Consider the following 25,326-nt stretch of genomic DNA (forward strand, 5'->3'; position numbering starts at 1 on the left):
TAGGGATTACGCGTTTTTTATAGTCTTCATTGTAACCTAAATTGCCAAAAAATGCAAGATTTTTAGACAGCATCCGTTTTTCTGTTGATCTAGTACAAAAGAGGCTGGGACAAAAGTCCTAGCCTCTCAATTGTTTTTGGATTGTCGAGCAAGACGCAGTGGCTGAGTGGGCTCTACTACGCTGATTTTATCAGCTTTTACAGCCCTACTCAACTGTGCGGAGGTGGGACGACGAAATCGAATTCTAACGAATGACCGATTTCTGTCCCACTCTCTCTAAGCGTATCCTGTCTTATTCTTCCTTAGACGTAGCGACGAGATTCAAGAAGCGATCAAAGTAGGACTTGTTTTGTTTCAAATCCTTTTTCAGTCTTTGTGCCACTGTCAATTCATCCGTAATCAAGCCATCAATGGGTTGTTGCAAATACTTCGTCAACTTCTGTTTGTCATTGATGGTCCAGACATAGAGCTCTTTTTTCATCTCATGGGCCTGGGTCACTAAATCCTCCTGATAGGAAAAATCTTCAATCGCAAAGAAGTCGACCGAATCGTTTTGAAAGCGGCCGAATTGAATCGGAATGACGTAGCCGGTCTTGATTTCAGGGGCTTTTTTCTCGACCTTTTCCATGACCGACAGATCCAAAGACATAGCCGGATAGTCTTTCTCGTTCCCCAAGTCCCGCATCTTCTGGACGAAAAGATCCACGTAGTTTTCCGGTTCTGCACCGTGAGGCTTAAGCTCGACCAAGAGCTTCATCTTCAATTCTTTGGCCCGTTTTACATATTCTTCAAAAGAAGGGATATGACTCGTGTGACCATCCTGCTGAATTTTGAGGCCTTGCACCTCAGCTAGGGTCATATCTTTCACATCCTTGTCCACCCCAGCCAGGCGCTTGAGGTTGTAGTCATGCATGACAACAAATTGATGGTCCTTGGTGAGAAGAATATCCATCTCTGCATAAGCCGCCTTTCCCTTGGCTGCTGCTTCTAGGGCTTCCAGGGAATTTTCTACCCCTTTAGAGACATCGCCACGATGGGCGATGAGCTTGATCTGATCATTCACCTTTAGGGTTGCCAGTTCAAAGACTGAGATCCCCGATTGGACCATGAGAAAGACCACTGTCAGAGCAAAGAGCCCCTTCATCTTTCGACTACCTTTCGAGTGCATGACCGAACGGCTCGGTACTTCCCATGCAGAATCCAAGATGATGCCGAGCGATCCCACCTTTGTCAAGACTGTGAATATGAACAGGAAGGTCCGAATCAAGACCAAAAAGATGGTCTCCACCCAAAAATACTGACCTTCTTTATCGATTACGGTCAAGGTAAAGACCAGACCCAAAATCAATAAAATCCCTAGAAAGGTTAAGAGAAACTCAAAGGACAGAATTCTCCATAAGAGACGAAAGCCTCCTCTCTTGGTCATGCTCCAGCTTTTTTTCAAAGCACGACCAAATGGCAGCTCCTCTACCACGAGGTTAGGAACCGTATAGATGAGGCGAAGATTGAGATAGATAAAGGTCAGCTGCACCACTAAGAGCCCGATGGAGCCAATCGTGGTCTTTTCAAACTCCCCTGTGATAAAGGTTGGAATGTAAAGACCATCTGTCAGAGTCGATCCAATCAAGACGCCTGCGACAGGCAAGGTCAAAAGGAGATAGAGCAGAAAGTAAAGCAGGTTTCTCCCCACTAGATCCTTCAAGCGACCAAATGATTGGCCTAGCACCTTTTTAAAGGACAAGTGCCGATCGGTTCGCGACAGGTAAATGACCGAAATCAGGGTCCGCATCTCCAGCATAAATAAGAAAGCAAAAACCATGATAAAGATCAAAAGAGCCAGCAAGCTCAAGGGATGGCTCATGACAGAGACAAGGTTGTTCTTATCAATGTTGGACTCACCCGATAAGAGGAGGGCCAGTTGAAAGACCCAGCTCAAGGCCGCAGCCCCAATGCCAACGACAAACTGCAAAAGGATCCCCACAGAGATAAAGGACCATTTGTTGCGCCAGATTAAGTAAAAGGCCCCCTTCAGGTCCTGCCAATAACTCCGTTTCATGCTGTCTCTCTTTCCTTTCTTTTATTCCCCTAGAATAGCGGAAAAGCCTCTCCCTGTCAATGATTCTACAAGAAAAAGGCTGGGACAAAAGTCCTGGCCTCTCAATTGTCTTTAGATTGTCGAGCAAGACGCAGTGGTTGAGTGGGCTCTACTACGCTGATTTCATCAGCTTTTACAGCCCTACTCAACTGTGCGGAGGTGGGACGACGAAATCAAATTCTAACGAATTACAAATTTCTGTCCCACTCTCTTTTCTATTTATTCAGCTAAGAGCACTTCTTTGATGGTTTGTTTTTGGAGTTTTCTGTTGGATAGATAAAAGAGGCTTTCGTAAACTACAGCAAAGCCAATCAAGGTCCAGAAGCACACATTCCCATCAAAGTGATGCTCAATCTTTTCAGGAACCGTATCTTTGATCACACTGATCAAGATTTCCATGATGCCATATTGATAAGCTGTCCCAAGAACAAATCCTAAATAAGCCCAAAAACGATAGGGAGCGAGAATATGACTTTGGCATTCACGATCGGTGTAGCCAAATGCCTTCATAAGAGCCAAGGTTTCGCGGCTTTCTGAGACAACAATCCCCAATGACAAAAAGAGAATCGAGAAAGAAAGGATCAAGCCAATCATGATCATCATGGTTTGGATGATATCATCTGTGTAATCCCTGAGGCCAAAGGACAATTGAACCATGGCCGCAAAACACATGGATCCAAAGACCACAAAAAACAAGATAGATTTTCTCCCCCAAATCAGTGACGAAGATAGCTCTTTTAGGAAGGATTTGTCTTTTTTGGGAGCCTTCTTTCTCCTTTTGACCTTGATCGGACTTGGAGATTTTTTCAATAAGCGAAGCGCCGGCGTTTGTAGTTGTCTTCTAGCATAGCTAATCGCGAGAAGCATAAAGAAGGTCGTTGGCAGGATCACCAAAGCAAGCAAGAGCTGCCAGTGAAAGTGAATGGTAATTTCTGGCAAAATCCCCTTCTCATTGCGGAAGTCGTAAAAATGTCCCATCATGAGAAAAGAAGCAAAATAGCCAAGAAGCGCTCCAGCTCCAAAACTGAGTCCAAAGGCCCAAAATCGTTTCGCCAACTGGCCATTGCTATATCCCAAAGCCTTTAAAATTCCTAATTGTTCCTTGTGGTCATCGACAAATTGTTTGATATAAAAACACATTAGAAGGACCGACGTCAAGGACAAGACGACCCCACTGACCATGGCTACCATCCAGGAAAGCGAAACCTGGGCATCATAGTAGGTCTGCATCATGGGATTGGTTTTCGAAATCTCTAACTGTTCGATATCCAGGTAAAAATTCAAGAAGAGATTAGCCACAAAGACCGCACAAGCTCCAATGATACTGACGACAACTAATTTTCGAATATCTTTTACTGAAAACATGGCTTACCATCCAATCTCATAGGCAGTCTGAGGCTGATCATTGGTCACAACTTCTGTAATCTTGCCACTATTGACACGAATGATGGTTCTAGCCATATCCGCAATATTTTGGTTATGCGTCACCATGATGAGGGTAAAGCCCAGCTTTTCCTTCAGTTTCCAGATATAGTCGAGAATCTTGCGCCCTGTTTCTTCATCCAGAGCTCCCGTCGGCTCATCTAAGAAAAGAATCTCTGGCTTTTTGGCCAAGGCCCGAGCAATGGACACTCTCTGCTGTTCCCCACCCGACAATTCACTCGGATACTTGTCCAGCTTATCGCCAAGTCCCAAATCCTCGATGATCTGCAAAAAATCATGATTGTTTGCTAGGTCTGCCCCCATCTTTACATTTTGTCTAACCGTGAGATTCGGTAATAAATAATACTGCTGAAAAATAAAGGCGATCTTCTCACGTCTAAAGGCTGTCAATTGAGCATCCGTGAGTTGAGACAAATCCTGTCCTTGAATGAGAATATGCCCCTCATCTACCTTTTCTAATCCGGATAACACGTTTAAGAGGGTTGACTTTCCTGATCCAGAAGGTCCCAGGATAACCACATCATCCTGGTCTTGAATCTGCAAATCAATCCCTTTTAAAACCTTGGTTTGGCCGTAACTTTTGTGAACATTTTCTAGTTGAATCATTTCTTTCCTACCATTTCTTTGATGAGAGATTGACAAACTTCTGTCAATAAACCAATCACTTCTTCCATGCTGAACTGATAAATGCCAGAAGCAACCATAGAGGCCATCCCGTGTGAGTAGATAAATAGATGCTGGTACAAGCGACTAGCTTCCTCTACAGTCAAAGGATAGTCTGCAACAATCGAATCCAGAACCAATTGGTAACTATGATCCTTCATGGGAAGAAAATCTTGAAAGCGACGAATCGGATCTTTGCTAGGATTTTGGAAAAGCAATTGAAAAAGTTGGGGCTCTTTTGAGGCGAAAAGGATATAAGCAACCCCGACAGATCGGAAAGGCTTTTCATCTTCTAAGGCCTTGCGAATATACTCCACCACGACCATTTCCGCAGCACCAATAACTTCTGCTTGTAACTCAGCCATATTAGCAAATTGCCCAAAAATGACTCTTGGTGTAGCTCCCAGTTTCTCCGCTAATGCTCTAGCCGTCAAACTAGCCATGCCCTCTTCTCTCACCAATTGTAAAGCTGTCCCAATCATAGCCTCTTTACTAAATTTAACTTTTGGTGGCATAAGACTCCTTTCACGCAACAGTCGTTGCGCAACATTTGTTACCTAAAAGAATACCATAACAAAATAAGACTTGTCAAGAAAAATTCGTAAAGTATAAAGCAAAAGACCAGCCCACTGATATAAGTGAGGACTGGTTTACTAACAAGATTCTAAGGCAAATCATTTCCCGCCGCCAAGTAGATTTGGTACCATTCCTTGCGTGTCAAAGTGACTGTTGCTGCTTTCCCTGCTTCAAGGACATGCTGGGGCTTGGTCGTTCCGATGACGGCCTGCATCTTACCTGGATAGCGAAGGACCCAAGCGAGGGCAATGGCTGTCGGTGTGACTTGGTATTTTTTCGCCAAGTCATTGAGCACGTGATTGAGGGCCGCAAACTCTTCCTTGCCGACAAAATTCCCCTTGAAATAGCCATGCTGGAGGACAGACCAAGCTTGAATCACCGTATCAGTTAAGCGACAATACTCAAAGACACTACCATCACGAACTGCTGCTTTTGGCCCCTCCATGTTGACATGAAAACCAGCTTCAAAGCTCGGTGTAAAGGCGGCACTCAACTGCAACTGGTTGACCTTGAGAGGTTGTTTGACAGCCGTTTTAAGCAATTCCATCATCATAGGATTTTGATTGGACACCCCAAAATGACGGACCTTGCCCGCTTGCTCCAACTGATCAAAAGCTTCCGCCACCTCTTCAGGCTCCATGAGGGCATCCGGTCGGTGAAGGAGGAGGCTATCCAAGCGCTCGATCTGCAGACGCTCGAGGATGCCATCGACGGAATCCAAAATATAATCTTTGGAAAAATCAAAATAGGTAAAGCCGTCCTTGCGAATCCCACACTTGGACTGGATCCACATCTGGTCCCGAAGATCCGTACGACGCTTGAGAACCTTACCCAGCAGGAGCTCACACTGGCCATCGCCATAGATATCCGCCAGATCAAAAGTGTTGATCCCAATTGACAAGGCTGCCTCCACCAAGGCCTCCACCTCATCTTCACTCAACTGACTGATCCGCATCATCCCAAGGACAATCGTGGACAGACGCTCATTTTCAGCAAACTCAATATAGTTCATGTCCGCCTCCTTTTCTGTAGTTCTATTGTAGTGAAAAGGCTTGCAAAAGTCAATTTGCAATCAAAAAGCCCCCAGCTGTAACTGAGAGCTTATCTAATTAGCGATAGCTAAGAGCACGTTTGATGGTCTTCCATGGTCCGAGGTCATCGGTCTGAAGGATCAGGCTCGCATAGATACGAGCAATGAGCACTGTTCCCACGATGGTAAAGAGGACCGCAATTCCCAATGAAGCCCAAGATTCAAGACCAGTCGCATAGCCATTAATGGTACGGAAAGGCATGAAGAAGGTTGAGATGAAAGGAATGTAGGAACCGATCTTCAATAAGAAGACATCACCGGCACTTCCCAAGGTGGTTACCCCAAGGAAGCTAAAGATAACTAACATCATTAGTGGCGAAATCGCTTTTCCTGAATCTTCAGGTCGTGCAACTGTGGAGCCTAAGAAGGCAGAGAGCACCACATACATAAAGATCCCAAGGATAATGAAGAAGACGGTATTGAGCGAGATCGACTCTGCAAGGTGTTGGGTAATCGGAGAGTTTGGAGCGAGAATATCCTTGACAACTGGGATATCTGCTCTAAAGATCCAAACAGCTATTAACCCAACGACATAGACAAAAATATGGGTAAAAATCACTCCGAAGAGTCCGAGCATGCGTGCGAAGAAATAGTCGGTTGCTTTGATACTAGAGAAGACCACTTCCATGATCTTGGTTCCTTTTTCACTGGCCACTTCCTGGGCTGTGATACTAGAGTAGAAGATCAAAATCATATAAAGCAACATTCCCAGACCACCTGCAACCATGGTTTGCACCATTTTCAAGCCTTCTTTTTTCTCATCAATTTTTTCTTTCAGAGAAACCTGTTGAGACAAGGCTGTTAGTTGCTCTTTGCTTAGATTAGCACGCGCTAGATTGATTCCTTGTTGGACTTGGCTTAATTTCGCAGCGACAAGCGATTTCAAATCTGTTTTCATGGCTTGGTCGCCCACATAAGTGGCTTCTAGCTGGCCATCTTTTTCATCGACCGTTAGGTAAGCAGCTGCTTTCTCATCCTTGATGGCTTTTTTAGCTGCAGCTTCATCCTTGTAGTCCAAGGTCAAGCCATCAGTTCCTTTGAGACTTTCTTTGACAGCTGGAACTTCTGTCACTAAGGCCACCTGGTTTTTGGCATCTGTAGAAGAATCCGTCAAATAACCGATTCCGACGCCCAATCCCAAAAAGAGGAAGGGACCGAAGACCATGAAGAGAAAACTCCATGATTTCACTTGGCGTAAATAAGTTTCTTTGATAACAATCAGCATCTGTTTCATACTTCTACTCCTGATTCTAATTTAAAGATTTCATCAATGGTTGGGGCTTGTTGGTCAAAGGTTGCTAGATAGCGACCCTTGGTCAACTGGTCAAAGAGGTCTGGACCTGCTGACGCATCATCCAAGATCAGCTTCCAAGTCCCTTGCTTGGTCATGCTGACCTTGGTCACGTGTGGCAGAGCTTCTAGCTCTTCTTTGCTAAAGTCGTTAGAGACAAAGAGGCGAGTCTTGCCATAGCTATTTCGGACCTCTTGGACAGGCCCTGAAAGGACAACCGAACCATCACGGATCATTAGGATATCATCACACAACTCTTCGACATTGGTCATGACGTGGTCAGAAAAGATAATGGTTGCCCCACGCTCTTTTTCTTCAAAGATGACCTGCTTAAGCACTTCTGTATTGACCGGATCCAACCCACTAAAGGGTTCATCTAAAATGATCAATTTAGGTTCATGGATTAAGGTGATGATCAGTTGCACCTTCTGTTGGTTCCCTTTTGAAAGGCTCTTGATCTTATCGGTCAATTTCCCTTTTACTTGGAGTTTTTCCATCCAAATCGGTAATTTTTCCTTGACCTCGGCGGTGCTCATTCCTTTTAAGGCAGCCAAATAGCGGACCTGCTCAAAAATCGTGAGTTTTGGCATAAGACTGCGCTCTTCTGGCAAATAGCCAATTTCTTTGTAAGTTTCTTGTGTAATCGCTTTGCCACCTAGGCGAATCTCACCGCTGTAGTCCAAAAAGCGCAAGATACTGTGGAAAATAGTTGTTTTCCCAGCCCCATTTTTCCCAACTAAGCCAAGTATATGCCCTTGTTGAGCTGTCAGATCCACTCCAAAGAGGACCTGCTTATTCCCAAAGCTTTTTTCTAAATGTCTAATTTCTAACATGGATGACTCCTTTACTCTTTATAATAACGTTTGGTAATTTTGTATTGTGAAATAAGGATATAAATATAGAGAATGGATACGACGAACAACGCCAAGAGGATATCCGTTTTGAAGGCAATCCCAATGAGGAGGAGAGCAAGGAGAAAGCTCGGCAAGATATAATTGCTTAACTTAACCACCACTTCGAAATTTTCCTCGTAGTTTATCTGTTTTTCTGCCTCATCCATCATACTCATCATAAATTCACGCATTTCCTTGGCATCGGCATTGCGGGGAATCGGTTTCCCGTAAACCAAGTTAAAGGTCTTACGATAGAAGATACTCACTAGGAAAAATAGGACAATCAAGGCAAGAAAAAGATAAAGCATGGTAAAAGGTCCAAAGATAAAGGCCGCAGGTTTATCCAAATACACCAATTGAATATAAAAGATGATAATAAAAAAGTATGGCAAGATCATGATTCCTTTAAAGATGGTCGCTAACCCATACAGTTTTTCCTTCTGGATATCATAGTGATAAGCTTCATCCTCGTCTTCTATATGGAGAATCTTGTAATGAAGTTTACTTACCCGCATCAATAGGACCATCGTGATCATAAACACGACCAAGAATAAAACTACTGAACCCAAAAGGAGCACCTCTTTACTAAAGAATGATTGGATTTCCAGGGGCTTTTTGGATCCAAACATCACTGTAAAAAATCCTATAACTCCTCCAATCAAAACGGAAACTGTGATGATTCCCACATTTCTCCAAAAACGGTAACGATCAGATCGTTCTTGTTGTTGCTTTTTCACTTTTATTCTCCTCCCTCTACTAGACTAAAAACATTCTCCACCGGTTCCTTGAAAATCTGGGCGATGGTGATAGCAATGATAACCGAAGGGGTGTACTCCCCTCTCTCCAAGAGACTGATGGACTGGCGCGAGACTCCTGCTAGCTTGGCTAGCTCGGATTGGTTGAGCCCATCACGCGCCCTCAGCTCTTTCAATCGATTTTTTAAGATCATGGCTTTCGCCTCCTATAGCTGAACACCTTGAATATCTTCGATGCGAACTAATTTTGTCTCGCTTTGTTGTTTATTAATCACACGAGTCAGTTTGACCCAATCTTCATCGATATCCATAATTTCATATTTGGTTCCAAAACCATTTACTGTGACAGTGACCGTTTGGCCTTTCAATTCTTCTAAAAGTCTAGACATGTCTTGATTTCCTTTCACTTGTTTTTCTAATCGTCTAATGCGTTTGTTCAACCTTTTTATCTTCTTTTCTGAGCTTGCATAAATGATAACCAGAAAAGGGATAAATAGAATCCATATGGCTCCCATAAGAAACCCTCCCCTTCTTTCAACTAAAATCATTGTAACACTTCTTTTTCTTTTTGACAAGTATATTTGTCAAAAAAATAAAAATATTTGTCAAAAATAAAAATATGATTGACAAGATCATTTGAGGTAAGAAATAAAAGGTCCGTATTTGCGCACCTTTTAGCGTTCCTTTTTCCATTGACAAGATTTAGAAAAAATTTTTATAATGAAGAAAATACTACTAAGGAGGATCTACATGACGATTCGTTCAGCTCAACCAAAAGATATTCCTGCTTTGCTTGGTCTCTTAGAACAAATTCTTTCCGTTCACCACCAAGCCCGTCCCGATATTTTCAAAGAAAGTGGCGGAAAATATAGTGAAGAAGAATTGAAAAAGTTAATGACGCAAGAGCAGACACCGATTTTCGTCTACGAAAATGCGGATGACCAGATCCTAGGACATCTCTTCATCACCATTAAAGAAGTCTCTGACAATCCTGTGCTTCATCCGATAAAAACCCTCTTCATCGAAGACTTGTGTGTCGATCAAGCAGCGCGTGGACAAAAGATCGGTGATCAACTTTATCAATTCGCTGTCAGCTATGCCAAGGAAATCGGCTGCTACAACCTGACTCTTAATGTCTGGAATGACAATGAAGGAGCCCTTCGCTTCTATCAAAGACAGGGCATGAAACCTCAAGAAACGGTCATGGAAACCATCTTGTAAAATGAATTTTAAAAACCGTTGATGAGTCATCAACGGTTTTTTCTATACACATTTTAACGTACTTCTGCGTCTACTTTTTCTTCGAGAGAAGCTTGGATTTTTTCCATGTAGCGTGCAACTTCTTCATCTGTCAAGCTATCTTCTGGATTTTGGAAGGTCAAGCTATAAGCCATTGACTTCATACCAAGTCCTAGTTTTTCGCCTGAGAAGACGTCAAAGAGTTTGATATCTGTCAAACGTTTCACGCCAGCTGCTTGGATGGCATCGACCACCTCTTGGTGAGTCACTTCTGCTTTGAGGAGAAGGGCGATATCACGGCTCACAGCTGGGAATTTAGTGATTTCCACAAAGGCTGCGGCTGGTTGAAGAGCTGCTTCAATAGCAGATAAGTTCAATTCTGCCACATAGGTTTCTGGGATATCATAAGCTTTAGCTGTTACAGGATGGACTTGTCCCAAGACCCCAATCACTTGGTCACCCAGTGAGATCAAGGCTGTCCGACCTGGGTGGAGACTCTTGATTTCTTGTGTTGCTGTATAAGTCACATCAAGACCCAAGCGAGCAAAGAGGGCTTCAAGGATTCCTTTTGCATAGAAGAAGTCAACTGGAACAGCTGCAGTTTGGAAGTCTTTTTCAGCAACTAAACCTGTCAAAGCAAAAGCAAAGCTGTTGATTTCATTTGGCAAGTCTTCTTTTGGATTACCCGTTTGCTCGAAGACTTTTCCAATCTCATAAAGAGCCAAGTTTTTATTCTTACGAGCCACGTTGTAGGCTACTGTATCCAAGATTCCTGAAACCATATTTTGACGGAGAACCGAACGGTCCACAGTCATTGGCCACATGAGCTCTGTTAAGTTGCTTGGTGCAGTTGTGAACTCCACTGCTTTTTCAGGAGTTGTCAGTGCATAAGTGATGATTTCTGTCAAACCAGCACCTTCAGCAATGGTCCGAACTTGACGACGCAATTTTTGAGTCGCTGTCAACTCACCTGCTGTCCCATCATCTTTTGGAAGGGTTGCTGGTAATTTGTCATAACCATAAATTCGAGCAATTTCTTCAAAGAGGTCCGCTTCGATAGTGATGTCCCAACGGCGACGAGGAACGCTGACTGTGAAGCTTTCTGCATTTCCAGAAAGGCCAAAACCAAGACGACGGAAGACATCTTCGACATCCGCGTAGGAAAGCTCTGTTCCAAGGACACGGTTCACGTCTGCAAGAGTGGAAGAAACTTCCACATCTGAAGTATCCAACTGGCCTGCTGAAACGATGCCCTTACGCACGGTTGCACCAGCCAATTCAGTAATCATGCTTGCTGCCGCATCAAGGGCTTCATTAACGGTTGCCACGTTGATACCTTTTTCAAAGCGAGAAGATGATTCAGAACGAAGGTTGAGGCGACCGCTTGTCTTACGGATCGATTTGCCATTGAAGACAGCTGCTTCAAGGACGACACGAGTAGATTTCTCAGAGATTTCTGTAGCCTCTCCCCCCATGACACCTGCAAGGGCTACTGGTTTGTCAGCAACCGTAATCACGAGGTCACTTGTTTCCAACTCACGCTCTTCCCCGTCCAAGGTCACTAATTTCTCACCTGCACGCGCTTCACGCACACAGATGTCGTTTCCTTCAAAGGTATCCAAATCAAAGGCATGCATAGGCTGACCAAAGTAAAGCAGAATATAGTTGGTCACGTCAACCACATTATTGATGGGACGGATGCCTTCGTTCATGAGGAGGTTTTGCAACCATTGTGGACTTGGTGCGATGGTTACATTGTCCAAGATACGAGCTGCATAATAAGGCGCCTTGTCTGTGTCAATGCTGATAGAAAGAGCATCCGCTGCAACTTGGTCTGTTTCGGTCAAGGTAAAGTCTTTGAAGTTGACTGCCTTGTCATAGATGGCTGCTACTTCGTGAGCTACCCCACGCATCGAAAGAGCGTCTGCACGGTTTGGAGTGATGGAAAGTTCAATAATTTCATCATCCAAGTCGAGGTAAGAGAAGACTTCATCCCCAGGAACAGCATCTTGAGGCAAGATTTGAATCCCATCTGCAAATTCTTTCGGTACAACTGAGTCAGAAATTCCCAATTCACCAAGAGAACAGATCATTCCGAGAGATTCCAAACCACGGATTTTCCCTTTTTTGATCTTGTAGTTGTCTGCGATACGAGCACCTGGAAGAGCTACCATGACCTTGATGCCAGCGCGCACATTTGGTGCTCCACAGACGATTTGACGGACTTCTTCTTCACCCACATTGACTTGACAGACATGCAAGTGTGTTTCTGGCACATCTTCACAAGACAAAATTTCTCCGACAACAATTTTTGAGAGTCCAGCAGCAGGTGATTCCACACCTTCTACCTCGATCCCTGTAGTTGACATTTTTTCAGCCAACTCCTCTGATGGCACATCCACGTCCACCAATTGTTTTAACCATTTATAACTAACTAACATATGTAAGATACCAAGGGCTAAGCAGAAATCTAGTTATCTTTCCTAGATCTCCATCCACCCTCGTTTTGATCCTTTCATTTTGTGTTTTCCAGCTCGAGGCTGGCTTAGGTAGGTCTCATAGCCTCCCCTTCTCTAGAATAGAAGTTTCTTGTTCCTTCTAGATCAATTTCTTTCTCAACAACCAGTCTGTATCCACGGTATCTCCGGTGATATACTGGTGTTCACTAAATCGTTCAAATCCAAAGCGATAGTAAAAATCTTGCGCCTTAAAGTTGCGTTCCCAGACACCTAGCCAAGCCCACTCAAAGCCACGGCTCTTGGCTTGATCCAGCGCAAAGCTAAACATTTCCTTGCCAAAACCAGCCCCATGAAATTCCTTTTTGACATAGATCCGTTGGATCTCAAAGGACTTGTCCATCTCTACTGGCTCGGTCTGCGCCTGACCCCAGTTGATCTTGAGAAAACCACAGATTTCTTGTTCTTCATTGAGGACAAAATAGGTTTCGGATTCTGGATCTAACAGATCCTTCTCGATTTGCTCCAATGAGAGAACCGTTGAGAAGTAGTCTTCCAAATCTTTCTCAACAATATAGGGACCGAAGGTATCCCGATAAGTTTCCACCTCTAGGTCACGTAAGGTCTGTAATTGATCGATTTTTACTCTAACTAACATTATTATTTAAATTGTTCTGAAAAACGGATATCCCCTTGATAGAAGCCACGGATATCATTGATTCCGTAACGAAGCATAGCCACACGCTCTTGACCAAGTCCAAAGGCAAATCCTGAATAAACTGTTGGGTCAATACCACTCATCTCAAGGACGCGTGGGTGAACCATACCGGCTCCCATGATTTCAATCCAACCAGTTTTCTTACATACGTTACATCCAGCTCCACCACATTTGAAGCAAGATACGTCCACCTCTACCGATGGCTCGGTAAATGGGAAATAAGAAGGACGCAGACGGATTTGACGTTCTGCCCCAAACATCTTTTGCACGATCAATTGAAGCGTTCCTTGAAGATCTGCCATTGAGATGTTTTTCCCAACGACCAAGCCTTCGATCTGATGGAATTGGTGGCTGTGGGTCGCATCATCTGTATCCCGACGGAAAACACGCCCTGGAGAGATCATCTTCAATGGCCCCTTGCTAAAATCATGCGCATCCATCGCCCGTGCCTGTACTGGTGAGGTATGGGTCCGAAGCAAGATTTCTTCTGTGATATAGAAGGTATCCTGCATATCCCGCGCTGGGTGATCTTTAGGCAGATTCATACGTTCAAAGTTGTAGTAGTCTTGCTCCACTTCGAAGCCATCCACGACTTGGTAGCCCATCCCGATAAAGATATCTTCGATTTCTTCACTGGTTTGGGTCAAGATATGACGGTAACCACTAGCAACCGGACGCCCTGGAAGCGTCACATCGATACTTTCGCTAGCTAGTTTAGCTTGGACTTTCTTTTCTTCCAAGAGTTTGGTTGTTTCTTCAAAAGCAGCCGTCAAGACATCGCGAGCTTCATTGACGTGTTTCCCGATAACCGGACGCATCTCAGCAGAGACATCTTTCATCCCTTTGAGGATTTCAGTAAGGGAACCTTTTTTCCCAAGGACAGAGACCCGTAGTTCTTGCAATTCTTTTTCATTTTCAGCAGAGATCTGCTTCAAAGCTGCCAGCGTTTCTTCACGAAGCGCTTTTAATTGTTCTTCAATCGTTGACATATTTCCTCCATCATGGTCCCTCTACAGACATAGAAAAAACCACGCGCCAACACCCACATTCGGAGCGTTGACACGCGGTACCATCCGTTTTTTATCCGTAAACCAGACCTTAATTTCTAAATCCTTTACGCAAGTGAATTCACTCAGCTTTCATGCAAAGAGCTTTCAGTCACGGCTCTTCTCCCTGTAGCACTTCCCTTGAGATACTAGTCTTGCAGATTTCTATTCAATTACTTCATAGTTTATCAGATTTTTAGTTAAAAAACAAGTTAGATGAGACTAATTCACTAGAAAAAGGAACTAGACGCAGTGCATTATCTATTTGCCTTGTCTATTTCATCTACTTGCCTTTCCAATAGAAGAGTGGCTGCTTGGTTAAAACCATCACACCAGTTATACCATTTTGCTTCATACTCATCTTGAGGCAAGATACGATGTTTTAAATCCAAAACAGAGGTTATCTTTCTTTCCTCGCAAGCTTGCGCATAGAGAGCATACAACTCATCGCCACCATCTCTATCAAACTCAGCAGTAATCGTATCCCGACCTGCCAATAAAGCCTGATAAGCCCTGTGATGCCCGTCTGTAATCAAGAAGCGATTTCCAAATGCAAGAACACTAATTGGATCCACATTGATGATTTCTGCCGACTGATCCAGCATCTGGATAGCTTGTAACTTCTTTTCTGATAAATAAAGTTGGGTCGGATGAAGATCTGTTATCTTGACTTCCATTTCTTTCTCCTCTACCAAGAGTATAAAAGTTGGTTCTGGGCACTGGTAGACATTTTCAAAGGTCACAATTTAAAGACCTGCCAAAGCCAAATTCCCCCGCCATTCTTGTGATTCGTTTTCTTTTTATTTAATGACTTGTCCAGCATCTTTCAAGACAGATTCTGGAATAGTAATACCCAATTCATCTGCGACTTTTTTATTGATGACAGATTTTCCTTGGCTAAAGATTTCAACAGGTGTATCCGCAGGTTTTTGACCTTTCAAGATCTTCGCAGCCATTTTACCAGTTGCTACTCCAAGATCGTGTTGGTCGACAACGACTGAACCAAGACCACCAGCTTCTACCATAGCTGTCGCACTTGGGAAGATTGGTTTTTTAGCTGTTTTGTTGGCTTCGACAACTGTTGAGAAGGCTGAAGCGATGGTATTGTCGATTGGAACCCAGATGGCATCGACTTTGCCTGACATTACAGACACAGTGGAAGCAATTTCGTTTGTAGAAGGAACAGAATAAGGAACGACCTTGTAGCCTGCTTTTTCAGCCAATTTTGTAAATTCTTCTACTTGAGATTTTGAGTTATCTTCACTGGTTGAGTACAGGATCCCAATTGTTTTCACGTTCGGAGTCAATTCTTTGATTAATTTCAACTGTTGCTCAGTTGGATTGTGGTCAGATACCCCAGTGATATTGCCACCTGGTTTTTTCAAATCTTTGACCAAGTTTGCGCCGACCGGATCAGTGACAGCTCCCATAACGATGGGTTTGTCTTTGGTTGCACTAGCCAATCCTTGAGCAGATGGAGTTGCAATTCCAATCAAGACTTGGTTATCCTTGTCTACCAATTGTTTACTCATGGTTGCAACTTTGTTTTGGTCGCCTTCAGCATTAAGGAAATCAATGTCCACTTTATCCTTATCATAACCTTCTTCAGCCAAACCATCTTGAATTCCCTTGTAGATCAAGTCAAGCGAAGGGTGGCTGACCAGCTGTAAGACCCCAACTTTAGCCTTTTCATTGCTGCTTGCTGCCTTGTTATCCTTGCCTGCTGTAGCTGAATAGATCGCTGTCCCAATGACTGCTGCTGCAATCAAACCAATAATTCCCATTAAACGTTTATTTTTCATTTTTAATACCTCTTCTATTTTTATATTCTTTTTTTCTTTCTATCAATCTAAAGACTGAGACGCCATCGTTTCTTCATATCTTTTCTCCCTTCTCATCTAAAACAAAAAACACGCCCACACATAGCAAAAGCTATGTGAGGACGTGTCATCGCGGTGCCACCTCACTTATGGGAAAAGGATAGTCTCTCCCCATATCTCTGTCTTGTCTAGCAACAAGTTGCACGATAAGGTGTGCCAACCGAATTTTTATTGTTTCAAATTCATCTCATCATTAGTCCAATTTCATAAACTGCCGCTACCCACTCTCAGCAACCGTGGGCTCTCTTGAAACTTTCATTTACTACTTTTCTAATTTCTTACATTTTAAAGTTTTCTTTCAAAAATGTCAATACTTTTTCAGTATTTTTTTGGAAACGTTCGTATTTTCTATTCTACATCCTCTTGCTTCTTTCTGGGATTTCCGATCTATTTTTGATATAATTTACTAGAATAACAGCTAGAATGATGAGGAATCCCATGTCTTTTGATGGATTTTTTTTACACCATATGGTGCAAGAATTGAAGGCCCAACTCTTGAGTGGTCGCATTCAAAAAATTAACCAACCCTTCGAGCAAGAATTGGTGCTCCAAATCCGAGGCAATCGGAAAAACCAAAAACTCTTGCTCTCTGCCCATTCTGTCTTCGGGCGAATCCAACTGACCCAGACCAACTTTGAAAACCCAGCCTTTCCCAATACCTTTATTATGGTTATGCGCAAATATCTTCAAGGCGCTGTCATCGAAGGGATTGAACAAATGGAGAACGACCGGATTCTCGAAATCCGTGTCTCCAATAAAAATGAAATTGGAGATGCTATTTCTGTCAGCCTCATGATCGAAATCATGGGCAAGCACAGTAATATTATTCTCCTGGACCGCACCAGCAATAAAATCATCGAAGCTATCAAACACGTCGGCTTCTCACAAAATAGCTACCGGACCATTCTCCCTGGATCGACCTATGTAGCGCCTCCGAAAACAGACGCGGTTAATCCTTTTACAATTGGAGATGAAGCCCTTTTTGCCCTTCTTCACAAAGAAGAGTTAAGCCCAAAGAACCTTCAAAAATGTTTCCAAGGTTTGGGGCGAGATACGGCTCAAGAATTAGCTAAGCGACTTGAGACGGATGAAAAATTAAGGACCTTCCGTGCCTTTTTCCAAGCTCCAACTGAGCCTCGCTTAACAACCAAATCCTTCTCGGCTATTCCCTTTGAAGATGCCACTAGCCAAACCTTTGAGACACTTCCAGATCTGCTAGATGACTATTACCGAGACAAGGCTGAGCGCGATCGGGTGCAACAACAGGCCAGCGAATTGATCCGGAAGGTCGAAAATGATCTTGAAAAGAACCGAAAAAAATTAGCTAAACAAGAAGCCGAGTTAGCAGAGACCGACAATGCGGAAGAGTTTCGCCAAAAAGGGGAATTACTGACCACCTTCCTCCATCAGGTACCCAACGACCAAGATCAGGTTGTCCTAGACAATTACTATACCAACGAACCGATCACCATCCAACTCAACAAGGCACTAACCCCCAACCAAAATGCCCAACGCTACTTCAAGCGTTACCAGAAGTTAAAAGAAGCTGTTAAACATTTGACCTCTCTCATTCAGGAAACCAAGGAAACCATCTCCTACCTGGAAACAGTCGAAACAGCCCTTGCCCAAGCAAGCCTTTCTGAAGTCGCCGAGATCCGAGAAGAGCTGATCCAAACCGGCTTCATCAAACGACGCAACCGAGAAAAGATCCACAAACGGAAAAAACCAGAGAAGTATTTAGCTTCTGACGGGAAAACCATTATTTTAGTCGGGCGCAACAATCTCCAAAACGATGAACTGACCTTTAAGATCGCTAAAAAAGACGAACTCTGGTTCCATGCCAAAGATATTCCAGGAAGCCACGTCGTCATTACTGGCAATCTCGATCCATCGGATGAAGTGAAGACCGATGCTGCAGAGTTGGCCGCCTACTATTCCAAGGCCCGTCTCTCAAACTTGGTCCAAGTAGATATGATCGAAGCCAAGAAACTCAATAAACCAACAGGTGGAAAACCAGGCTTTGTCACCTACACCGGCCAGAAGACTCTGCGGGTCACCCCAGAAGAAGAAAAAATCAAAGCCATGAAACTAACGGACTGATTTCAAAAATAAAAGAGAGTGGGACAGAAATCGGTAATTCATTAGAATTCGATTTCGTCGTCCCACCTCCGCACAGTTGAGTAAGGCTGTAAAAGCTGATGAAATCAGCGTAGTAGAGCCCACTCAACCACTGCGTCTTGCTCGACAATCCAAAAATAATTGAGAGGCTAGGACTTTTGTCCCAGCCTCTTTTTATTCTGCTTTATTGATGTCTTCTTTGACCTCATCAACATTGAATTTGGCAAAGAGGTACTGACGGTCTTGAACTGGGAAACGTTGATCCAGCTGATCGATGGCCCCCACCTCTACAATTCCTTCTGTGATGACAAAATCCATGACATGGCCACCAAAGGTGTGGTCATCTGAAATAAAGTGCAAATGGTATCCTGCCACACTCACGCCATGGAAAATTTCTGGTGTCCAAAAGCCGACGATGGTCCCTGTGACATTTTCGCGTGTATACTCTGGCTGATGGGTTGCAACCTCTGCAAACTTCATCTCTGGTGTTGATTTTGGAATCATACGGACATGCATCTTGACAAAGTCACCACGAATCTTAATGGAGCGAAAAAGATTTTCGCCATCGTAATAAGACTCAATACGAGCTTCCAATTCCTCGTCCGTCATTTCAAAACGTTGACGGAAAATCACTTCTGCTTGGTGAGGAACAACTGCTGCATAAGGAACCTTGGCATCAGGAGAAACTTCGACTATTTCAGGATGGTCCCCTGATCCCTTGGCCTGATATGCCTTACCATCTAAAACGATCAACTCTCCATCAATAGAATCAAGCGTCCCAACTCCGAGATCTCCGTGTTCCAAGAGTTCTCCAATCGTAAATGAACCCCCGTACAGACCCGCCATTAGGGCACCTAAGGTATTGTATTGAAAAAGTTTCACTGGTTCCATGTTTTTCTCTCCTCATTCTATCTTCTACCAGTATACCACAAACTATTCCGAATCTTCACGATATGGTTTTGATTAGAGGCTATCATAGAGGGTTTGCATCTGCACATCGTCTGGTACGATGGCCAAATACTGGTTAGCCACTTCACGCGCCTTCGTCACATCTCCAGCCTCACGCAACAAATAAACATAGGCTTCGAGGAATTCTGGGTTGTCCTTTAAATCCTCATAGAGCTCTTGGTAGGCTGAGACGGCCTCTTCTGTTTTCTCCAAGGCAGCCAAGGCACGGGCAATGTTCCACCGAGTGACAACTGTTTCGACTTCTTCATTTTGCCAAGCCAAGACTTGGTCAAAGCGTTCCTGTTCCAAATAAAGAGTGGTCAGGCGAAGAGCAATCTCTTCGAGATCATCTGCCACTTCTTTAGCCTCTAATAGATAAGCTTCTGCTTGCTCAGGCTGGTGGAGTTCATAGGAAAGCTGAGAAGCAAGGAGCTTCAATTGGGCATCAAATGGATTCTTCTGGATCCCTTGTTTAGCAATCTCAAGCGCTTTTTCACGGTCATTTTCAGCCTGTAAAGCCAAGGCATAACCGTACTCATAGCCCTCAAAATCAGGCGACAAGGTATCAATTTGTTTGTAGTAGATCAGGGCTTTTTGGAATTCTTCTTGGTCAGACAATAAGGTCGCTAATTCGTAAGCAATCTGGTCATCAAATTCAATCTCCAGAGCTTTCTCTAAGAAAGGAACAGCTGCTTCAAACTTACCAAGATTGGCATAGGCAAACCCAATTCGTTGATAGGTGGAAATTCCTGTTGCTTCTAAAATCTCCCGATTGTCTAACTGGGCATACTCTTGGATAGCCTCTTGGTAGCGTTCCAATTCCAGATCAATTTCAGCTAGCCCTAATTGAATGATCGGATCATCAGACAAATGAGCAGCTTCAACTAATTTTTCACGCGCCACATCTGCTAGGCCTTCCATCTGATAGAGATCCGCCTTAACCAAGAGACTGGCCACATACCAGTTTGATTCAGGTCCAATTTCTTCTAAATAAGCAAAGGCCTCTTCCGTTTGGCCTTCCTCTGCAAGGATGGTTGCCAAACTCAGATACACTTCTGGGTAGGTTTCTGCAATCTGTTCATAGATTTCTTTTGCCTGAGGGTAAAAACCGATACTTTCAAGATATTGACCTAAATCCAATAATTGTGCTTCACTATCTTCTAACAAAGCCTGTTGAAATTGAACTTCTGCCTCTTCTAGCTCTTGCCGATCGAGAGCCTCTACCATTTGTTGACTATGACTCACTGTGTGTTTCCTCTTCTATTTCATTGTGTTCTTCATACAAGCCACTGACGACCTTATACCATTCAAAGATAGCTCCGATCACCACCTTAGCAGATGCATAGACTGGAATTCCAAGGAAAACTCCCCAGATTCCAAACATAGATCCTGACGTCAAGAGCACAAATAAAATGGTAATCGGATGGATATTTAACTGGCTTCCCAAAACCAACGGTGATACAAAACGTCCTTCAATGGTTTGCTCCACTGCAAATACAATCAAGACCTTGATAAACATCTCTGGTCCTGCTACCAAGCCCAATACTAAGGCAGGTAACATAGCTAAGAAACTACCCAAATAAGGGATCAAATTCAAGATCCCCGCAGAGATCCCCAGTGTCACCGCATAGCGCAAGCCAATGATCTTAAAGAAGATGATGAACATAATGGCGACGACAATAGCTACCGTAATTTGCCCTCGAACGTAGTTGGAGAGTTGAGTGTTGACATCTGAGAGAACCTGTTCCGCCGATTTACGAATCTTAGTCGGTAAGAAGCGAACAATGTGGCCCTTTAAATTTTTTCCATCTCTCAGAAGATAAAAGACAATAAAAGGCATGATGATCAAGGCAACAATGACTTGCGAAGCCACTCCGATCAAGTTGCTGACCCAATTGACAGCCCGCCCAGAGATCGAACTCGCCCAAGAAGTAATGTTTGCAGACAATTCCTTGGTGATCTCATCTAACTGGGGCTTGATATCTGAGGAGACGCGATTATCTAGAAAATCATCGATGGTTGCATTGGCCTTTTCCAAATAAGTTGGCAGGTTATGAAAGAAACTCACCACTTGTCGTTGGACGGATGGAATCACTACAGCTAGACCCCAAATTAAAAGCACTGCAATCAAGAAAAAGACTAAGGAAATCGCAAAAATCCGCTTGAGTCCTTTTCTTTCAAGAAAGTCAACAATAGGGTTAAGCAGGTAATAGAGCAAACCAGAAATAATGACAGGCAGCATGACGGCTCCTGCAAACTCAAAAATAGGAATAAAAATAAAGGTGATTTTACTCAAAACCAAAAGGTTCAAGCCCAACAGCAAGGTAACTAAAAATACGGTAATGGCCTTGTTGTCTAAAAACCATCTAAAAAACCAGGACAAACTAAACTGTTTTTCTTTATTATCCACAGAGAACTCCTTTTCATTTCAATCTGTTTCTATTTTAGCATTTTTTGAGCTTGAAGTTACGAAAAAACTAGCAAAATAAGAAAGAAAGGCCCTCGCCTTTTCAACTAGCAATTGCCTTCCAATAGGACCTTTGATATAATAAACCTAACAAATCATACGAGGTGACCTATGTCTCAAACCATTTATTTCGGTACCTATACCAAAAAAGAATCCAAAGGAATATACAAGGCACAATTTGACCCTGAAACAGGGACATTGAACCATCTGGAACTAGTGGCAGCTGAGCCCAATCCAACCTATATCGCCTTTTCTGAAAAAGGCAACCTCTATAGCGTCGGAGCTGAAGAGGGAAAAGGAGGAATCGCAAGTTTTACAGCTGATTTTCAGCCGCTCAATCACGTTGTTGAAGAGGGAGCTCCACTCTGCTATGTCTCTGTCGATGACAAGCGCCAACTCGTATACGGAGCCAACTATCACAAAGGGCAAGTGCTCGTCTACAAGATAGAAGACGACGGCCAGCTGAGCTTCATCGACCAAGACACTCACGAAGGCAAGGGACCACACGAAAACCAAGCCAGTCCCCATGTTCACTTCGCTGATCTGACACCAGATCAGTACCTGATCACGTGTGACCTAGGAACAGATAGTTTGCATGTCTATGATGTCAGCGAGGAAGGAAATCTAACCCTGATCAATCAGTATCAAACAGCCCCAGGGGCAGGACCTCGTCACCTGGTCTTTCATCCTCACTATAAGACTGCTTATCTCATCAATGAATTAAATGCTACGATCGATGTGCTCTTTTATGACGGTATGGGTGAATTCGAACACTTCCAAACTGTTTCCACACTTCCATCAGACTACGATGGTCAAAAATGGGCTTCTGCGATCAAGCTCTCAGCTGATGGAAAATTCCTTTATGCCTCTAACCGTGCACACAATTCTATTGCTGTATTTGAAGTGATTGCTGACGGGAGCTTGAAACTTATCGAGATCGTCCCAACAGGTGGCCTAAATCCTCGTGATTTCACCCTCAGTCCCGATCAACACTACCTCATTGCAGCCCATCAAGATTCCCCAAATGCCACTGTCTTCAAACGTGATCCAGCTACTGGACGTTTGTCTTCACTATCCCATGACTTTTACGTTCCAGAAGCCGTTTGTACCGTTTTTCATTAAGTCGTTTCAGTTGTCAAACCTTTTAAAAAATGATTAAATAGATGAGAAAAAGGCGTGAGCCTGACTTCACAACTTATATTTTAGGAGCCATAACATGAATCCATTGGACTTATTTAACCAAGTGAAAGAGATGATCGAAAAGAAAGATTTCGATGCTGCCAAGAAATTTGTCGAAGACAACAAAGACAACCTCGGTGATTATCTTGAACAAGCAAAAGGACTTGTTTCAGGAAACGAAATGGTCAGCGGTGCCTTGGACAAACTGAAAGGCTTGTTCTAAAAGAACTGCTCCTCAACCATGTGTTGGGGAGTTTTTGTTTGGCTAAATTGAAAAAAAAAGAGAGTGGGACAGAAATCGGTCATTCGTTAGAATTCGATTTCGTCGTCTCACCTCCTCACAGTTGAGTAGGGCTGTAAAAGCTGATGAAATCAGCGTAGTAGAGCCCACTCAACCACTGCGTCTTACTCGACAATCCAAAAACAAGAAGAGACTAGGACTTTTGTCCCAGCCTCTTTTTAGTCTAGCTAGTAAACTAGCTTATTTCTTAAGGTTGTAGAATGATTTCAATCCACGGTATTCAGCTACTTCACCAAGTTGATCTTCGATGCGAAGCAATTGGTTGTATTTAGCGATACGGTCTGTACGTGAAAGTGAACCAGTCTTGATTTGTCCTGCGTTTGTTGCAACTGCGATATCAGCGATTGTTGAATCTTCAGTTTCACCTGAACGGTGTGATACAACGGCAGTGTAACCAGCTTCTTTCGCCATCTCGATAGCGTCGAATGTTTCAGTAAGAGTACCGATTTGGTTAACTTTGATAAGGATTGAGTTAGCAGCACCTTCTTCGATACCACGTGAAAGATAGTCAGTGTTTGTTACGAAGAAGTCGTCACCAACCAATTGAACTTTACCACCAAGACGTTCAGTAAGAGCTTTCCAACCGTCCCAGTCGTTTTCATCCATACCATCTTCGATAGTGATGATAGGGTATTTATCAACCAATCCTTCAAGGTAAGCGATTTGTTCTTCAGCAGTACGAACAGCAGCTCCTTCACCTTCGAATTTAGTGTAATCGTAAACTTTGCGTTCTTTATCGTAGAATTCTGATGATGCACAGTCAAATCCGATAAATACGTCTTTACCTGGAACATAACCAGCAGCTTCGATAGCAGCGATGATAGTTTCTACACCATCTTCAGTTCCGTCGAAACGAGGAGCGAATCCACCTTCGTCACCAACGGCTGTTTCAAGACCACGACCTTTAAGGATTTTCTTAAGTGCGTGGAAGATTTCAGCACCCCAACGAAGAGCTTCTTTGAATGTTGGTGCACCAGCAGGTACGATCATGAATTCTTGGAAAGCGATTGGAGCATCTGAGTGAGAACCACCGTTGATGATGTTCATCATTGGAGTTGGAAGAACTTTAGTGTTGAAACCACCAAGGTAGCTGTAAAGTGGGATTTCAAGGTAGTCAGCAGCAGCACGAGCTACAGCGATAGACACACCAAGGATTGCGTTTGCTCCCAATTTACCTTTGTTAGGAGTACCGTCAAGAGCGATCATAGCACGGTCGATAGCTTGTTGATCACGTACATCATAGCCGATGATAGCTTCAGCAATAATGTTGTTTACGTTGTCAACAGCTTTTTGAGTACCAAGACCACCGTAACGAGATTTGTCACCGTCACGAAGTTCAACTGCTTCGTGTTCACCAGTAGAAGCTCCTGATGGAACCATACCACGTCCATGAGCACCTGATTCAGTATAAACTTCTACTTCAAGTGTTGGGTTAGCGCGTGAGTCTAGGACTTCGCGAGCGTAAACATCAGTAATAATTGACATTTCTTACTCTCCTTATTGAGTTATATTTTTTACTCCTCTATCATATCGTAATTAGGCTATTTTTTCAAGAAAAAACAAGGAAATATACGAAAATTGAGAAGTTTTTAACAAGAAAACGGTTCCACTACCTTATTTTCTTCCATTTCCCCTCCTTATTTAATTTTTTAGCATTCCTCTACTCTTCTGCTACGCTTTATGCTATACTAAACTTATGACAGATATTAATAAAACGATTTTAGAAAAAGCTGCTGGTCCTACTCGGCTCAATCCTGATGAACAGCGTCGATTTTTGGAGACATATGAGGAGCGTGTGATTGCATCATGTACCTTGGAGGAGGCAAGGGACAATCTCTATTTGGAGCACTATTCTTCAATTCTTACGAACATTTCAGAACGCTTTGAACCTGTATTGGTCAAGATTTCGCCTGCCTTAGATGAAAGTAGCCAACTTCAATATTTGAAAAAAACAAAGGATCTTGGTCTTGTGGCAAGCATTGTTTCAGATGACTGTCGCCACTCTCCCTTTGGTCTCATCATCCATACGGATCATCCATCTGGAATTTCTCCAACCGATATCAGCCTCCAGTATCCAAATTTGTTTGAAAAGAAAGAAGAGAGCACAGCACCTGAAAAAAAATCATTTTGGAAACGCCTCTTTGGCTAAAGAAAGAACCAATTGAAAA

At 43.4% G+C, this 25,326-nt stretch carries 24 protein-coding genes and 1 other annotated feature; of the genes, 5 read left to right on the forward strand and 19 right to left on the reverse strand.

Features of this window, described 5'->3' with window-relative positions; translation table 11 throughout:
- Window positions 1-292: 292 nt before the first annotated feature.
- From LIZ08_RS00075 to LIZ08_RS00120, 10 genes are all read right to left on the reverse strand, one after another.
- The gene (locus LIZ08_RS00075; protein ID WP_227037982.1) at window positions 293-2,056 is read right to left on the reverse strand and encodes a glycerophosphoryl diester phosphodiesterase membrane domain-containing protein; all 1,764 of its coding nucleotides are present in this window, start codon (window positions 2,054-2,056) and stop codon (window positions 293-295) included.
- A 258-nt stretch (window positions 2,057-2,314) separates the two neighbouring features.
- Window positions 2,315-3,460: an FtsX-like permease family protein gene (locus LIZ08_RS00080; protein ID WP_227037983.1), complete on the reverse strand. Its 1,146-nt coding sequence runs from the start codon at window positions 3,458-3,460 to the stop codon at window positions 2,315-2,317.
- A 3-nt stretch (window positions 3,461-3,463) separates the two neighbouring features.
- Entirely contained in the window at window positions 3,464-4,144 is a 681-nt protein-coding gene (locus tag LIZ08_RS00085) for an ABC transporter ATP-binding protein (RefSeq protein ID WP_004182281.1), read from the reverse strand.
- The gene (locus tag LIZ08_RS00090; RefSeq protein WP_227037984.1) at window positions 4,141-4,716 is read right to left on the reverse strand and encodes a TetR/AcrR family transcriptional regulator; all 576 of its coding nucleotides are present in this window, start codon (window positions 4,714-4,716) and stop codon (window positions 4,141-4,143) included. The genes LIZ08_RS00085 and LIZ08_RS00090 overlap by 4 nt, the downstream gene beginning before the upstream one ends.
- 149 nt (window positions 4,717-4,865) lie before the next feature.
- On the reverse strand, window positions 4,866-5,789 hold the full coding sequence (locus tag LIZ08_RS00095; RefSeq protein ID WP_227037985.1) for an aldo/keto reductase: 924 nt from the start codon (window positions 5,787-5,789) through the stop codon (window positions 4,866-4,868).
- A 97-nt stretch (window positions 5,790-5,886) separates the two neighbouring features.
- Entirely contained in the window at window positions 5,887-7,101 is a 1,215-nt protein-coding gene (locus tag LIZ08_RS00100) for an ABC transporter permease (RefSeq protein WP_227037987.1), read from the reverse strand.
- Window positions 7,098-7,991: an ABC transporter ATP-binding protein gene (locus tag LIZ08_RS00105; protein ID WP_227037988.1), complete on the reverse strand. Its 894-nt coding sequence runs from the start codon at window positions 7,989-7,991 to the stop codon at window positions 7,098-7,100. The genes LIZ08_RS00100 and LIZ08_RS00105 overlap by 4 nt, the downstream gene beginning before the upstream one ends.
- Before the next feature lie 11 nt (window positions 7,992-8,002).
- A complete protein-coding gene (locus LIZ08_RS00110) occupies window positions 8,003-8,788 on the reverse strand; it encodes a DUF3169 family protein (protein ID WP_227037989.1) in 786 nt (261 codons plus the stop codon).
- A gap of 2 nt (window positions 8,789-8,790) precedes the next feature.
- Window positions 8,791-9,000, reverse strand: a complete 210-nt coding sequence (locus LIZ08_RS00115; protein ID WP_227037990.1) for a helix-turn-helix transcriptional regulator — start codon at window positions 8,998-9,000, stop codon at window positions 8,791-8,793.
- 12 nt (window positions 9,001-9,012) lie between these two features.
- The gene (locus LIZ08_RS00120) at window positions 9,013-9,321 is read right to left on the reverse strand and encodes a hypothetical protein (RefSeq protein ID WP_227038074.1); all 309 of its coding nucleotides are present in this window, start codon (window positions 9,319-9,321) and stop codon (window positions 9,013-9,015) included.
- A gap of 235 nt (window positions 9,322-9,556) precedes the next feature.
- On the opposite strand from LIZ08_RS00120, the gene LIZ08_RS00125 reads away from it, so the two are divergent.
- Window positions 9,557-10,027, forward strand: coding sequence for a GNAT family N-acetyltransferase (locus LIZ08_RS00125; RefSeq protein WP_049472354.1), 471 nt, complete (start codon window positions 9,557-9,559; stop codon window positions 10,025-10,027).
- Window positions 10,028-10,080: 53 nt separating this feature from the next.
- On the opposite strand, the gene pheT is transcribed toward LIZ08_RS00125, so the two are convergent.
- From pheT to trpX, 5 genes are all read right to left on the reverse strand, one after another.
- Window positions 10,081-12,486 (reverse strand): phenylalanine--tRNA ligase subunit beta, encoded by a 2,406-nt coding sequence (gene pheT / locus LIZ08_RS00130; RefSeq protein WP_227037991.1) that lies wholly within the window; start codon window positions 12,484-12,486, stop codon window positions 10,081-10,083.
- A gap of 157 nt (window positions 12,487-12,643) precedes the next feature.
- Complete coding sequence (locus LIZ08_RS00135) at window positions 12,644-13,159, reverse strand: GNAT family N-acetyltransferase (RefSeq protein ID WP_227037992.1); 516 nt, start codon at window positions 13,157-13,159, stop codon at window positions 12,644-12,646.
- Window positions 13,160-13,161: 2 nt separating this feature from the next.
- Window positions 13,162-14,208 carry a phenylalanine--tRNA ligase subunit alpha gene (gene pheS, locus LIZ08_RS00140; RefSeq protein ID WP_013903845.1) on the reverse strand — a complete coding sequence of 349 codons (1,047 nt, stop codon included), beginning with the start codon at window positions 14,206-14,208 and terminating at the stop codon, window positions 13,162-13,164.
- A 314-nt stretch (window positions 14,209-14,522) separates the two neighbouring features.
- Window positions 14,523-14,942 carry a ParB-like protein gene (locus LIZ08_RS00145; RefSeq protein ID WP_227037993.1) on the reverse strand — a complete coding sequence of 140 codons (420 nt, stop codon included), beginning with the start codon at window positions 14,940-14,942 and terminating at the stop codon, window positions 14,523-14,525.
- Between the two features lie 123 nt (window positions 14,943-15,065).
- The gene (trpX, locus tag LIZ08_RS00150) at window positions 15,066-16,067 is read right to left on the reverse strand and encodes a tryptophan ABC transporter substrate-binding protein (RefSeq protein WP_024055230.1); all 1,002 of its coding nucleotides are present in this window, start codon (window positions 16,065-16,067) and stop codon (window positions 15,066-15,068) included.
- Window positions 16,068-16,200: 133 nt separating this feature from the next.
- Window positions 16,201-16,433, reverse strand: a binding site (T-box leader).
- A 150-nt stretch (window positions 16,434-16,583) separates the two neighbouring features.
- On the opposite strand from trpX, the gene LIZ08_RS00155 reads away from it, so the two are divergent.
- On the forward strand, window positions 16,584-18,245 hold the full coding sequence (locus LIZ08_RS00155; protein ID WP_227037994.1) for an NFACT family protein: 1,662 nt from the start codon (window positions 16,584-16,586) through the stop codon (window positions 18,243-18,245).
- A 192-nt stretch (window positions 18,246-18,437) separates the two neighbouring features.
- Here the strand turns inward: LIZ08_RS00155 and budA are convergent, their stop codons facing one another.
- The 3 genes from budA to LIZ08_RS00170 all read right to left on the reverse strand — a co-directional run bounded on the left by budA (window position 18,438) and on the right by LIZ08_RS00170 (window position 21,621).
- Window positions 18,438-19,154, reverse strand: a complete 717-nt coding sequence (gene budA / locus LIZ08_RS00160) for an acetolactate decarboxylase (RefSeq protein WP_227037995.1) — start codon at window positions 19,152-19,154, stop codon at window positions 18,438-18,440.
- Window positions 19,155-19,226: 72 nt separating this feature from the next.
- Window positions 19,227-20,456 (reverse strand): tetratricopeptide repeat protein, encoded by a 1,230-nt coding sequence (locus LIZ08_RS00165; RefSeq protein WP_024054840.1) that lies wholly within the window; start codon window positions 20,454-20,456, stop codon window positions 19,227-19,229.
- Window positions 20,446-21,621 carry an AI-2E family transporter gene (locus LIZ08_RS00170; protein ID WP_024054839.1) on the reverse strand — a complete coding sequence of 392 codons (1,176 nt, stop codon included), beginning with the start codon at window positions 21,619-21,621 and terminating at the stop codon, window positions 20,446-20,448. Before LIZ08_RS00170 ends, LIZ08_RS00165 begins: the two co-directional genes overlap by 11 nt.
- A 168-nt stretch (window positions 21,622-21,789) precedes the next feature.
- On the opposite strand from LIZ08_RS00170, the gene LIZ08_RS00175 reads away from it, so the two are divergent.
- Entirely contained in the window at window positions 21,790-22,800 is a 1,011-nt protein-coding gene (locus tag LIZ08_RS00175; protein WP_031574541.1) for a lactonase family protein, read from the forward strand.
- Window positions 22,801-22,894: 94 nt separating this feature from the next.
- Complete coding sequence (locus tag LIZ08_RS00180) at window positions 22,895-23,080, forward strand: hypothetical protein (protein ID WP_031574544.1); 186 nt, start codon at window positions 22,895-22,897, stop codon at window positions 23,078-23,080.
- A 258-nt stretch (window positions 23,081-23,338) separates the two neighbouring features.
- On the opposite strand, the gene eno is transcribed toward LIZ08_RS00180, so the two are convergent.
- Window positions 23,339-24,643, reverse strand: coding sequence for a surface-displayed alpha-enolase (gene eno, locus LIZ08_RS00185; RefSeq protein ID WP_227037996.1), 1,305 nt, complete (start codon window positions 24,641-24,643; stop codon window positions 23,339-23,341).
- Between the two features lie 211 nt (window positions 24,644-24,854).
- Between eno and LIZ08_RS00190 the strand changes: the two genes are divergently transcribed.
- Window positions 24,855-25,307 (forward strand): DUF1694 domain-containing protein, encoded by a 453-nt coding sequence (locus LIZ08_RS00190; protein ID WP_227037997.1) that lies wholly within the window; start codon window positions 24,855-24,857, stop codon window positions 25,305-25,307.
- The last annotated feature ends 19 nt before the right edge of the window (window positions 25,308-25,326 follow it).

Origin of the sequence: Streptococcus sp. 210928-DFI.4.42 (assembly GCF_020554365.1) — a bacterium.
GTDB lineage: Bacteria > Bacillota > Bacilli > Lactobacillales > Streptococcaceae > Streptococcus > Streptococcus parasanguinis_S.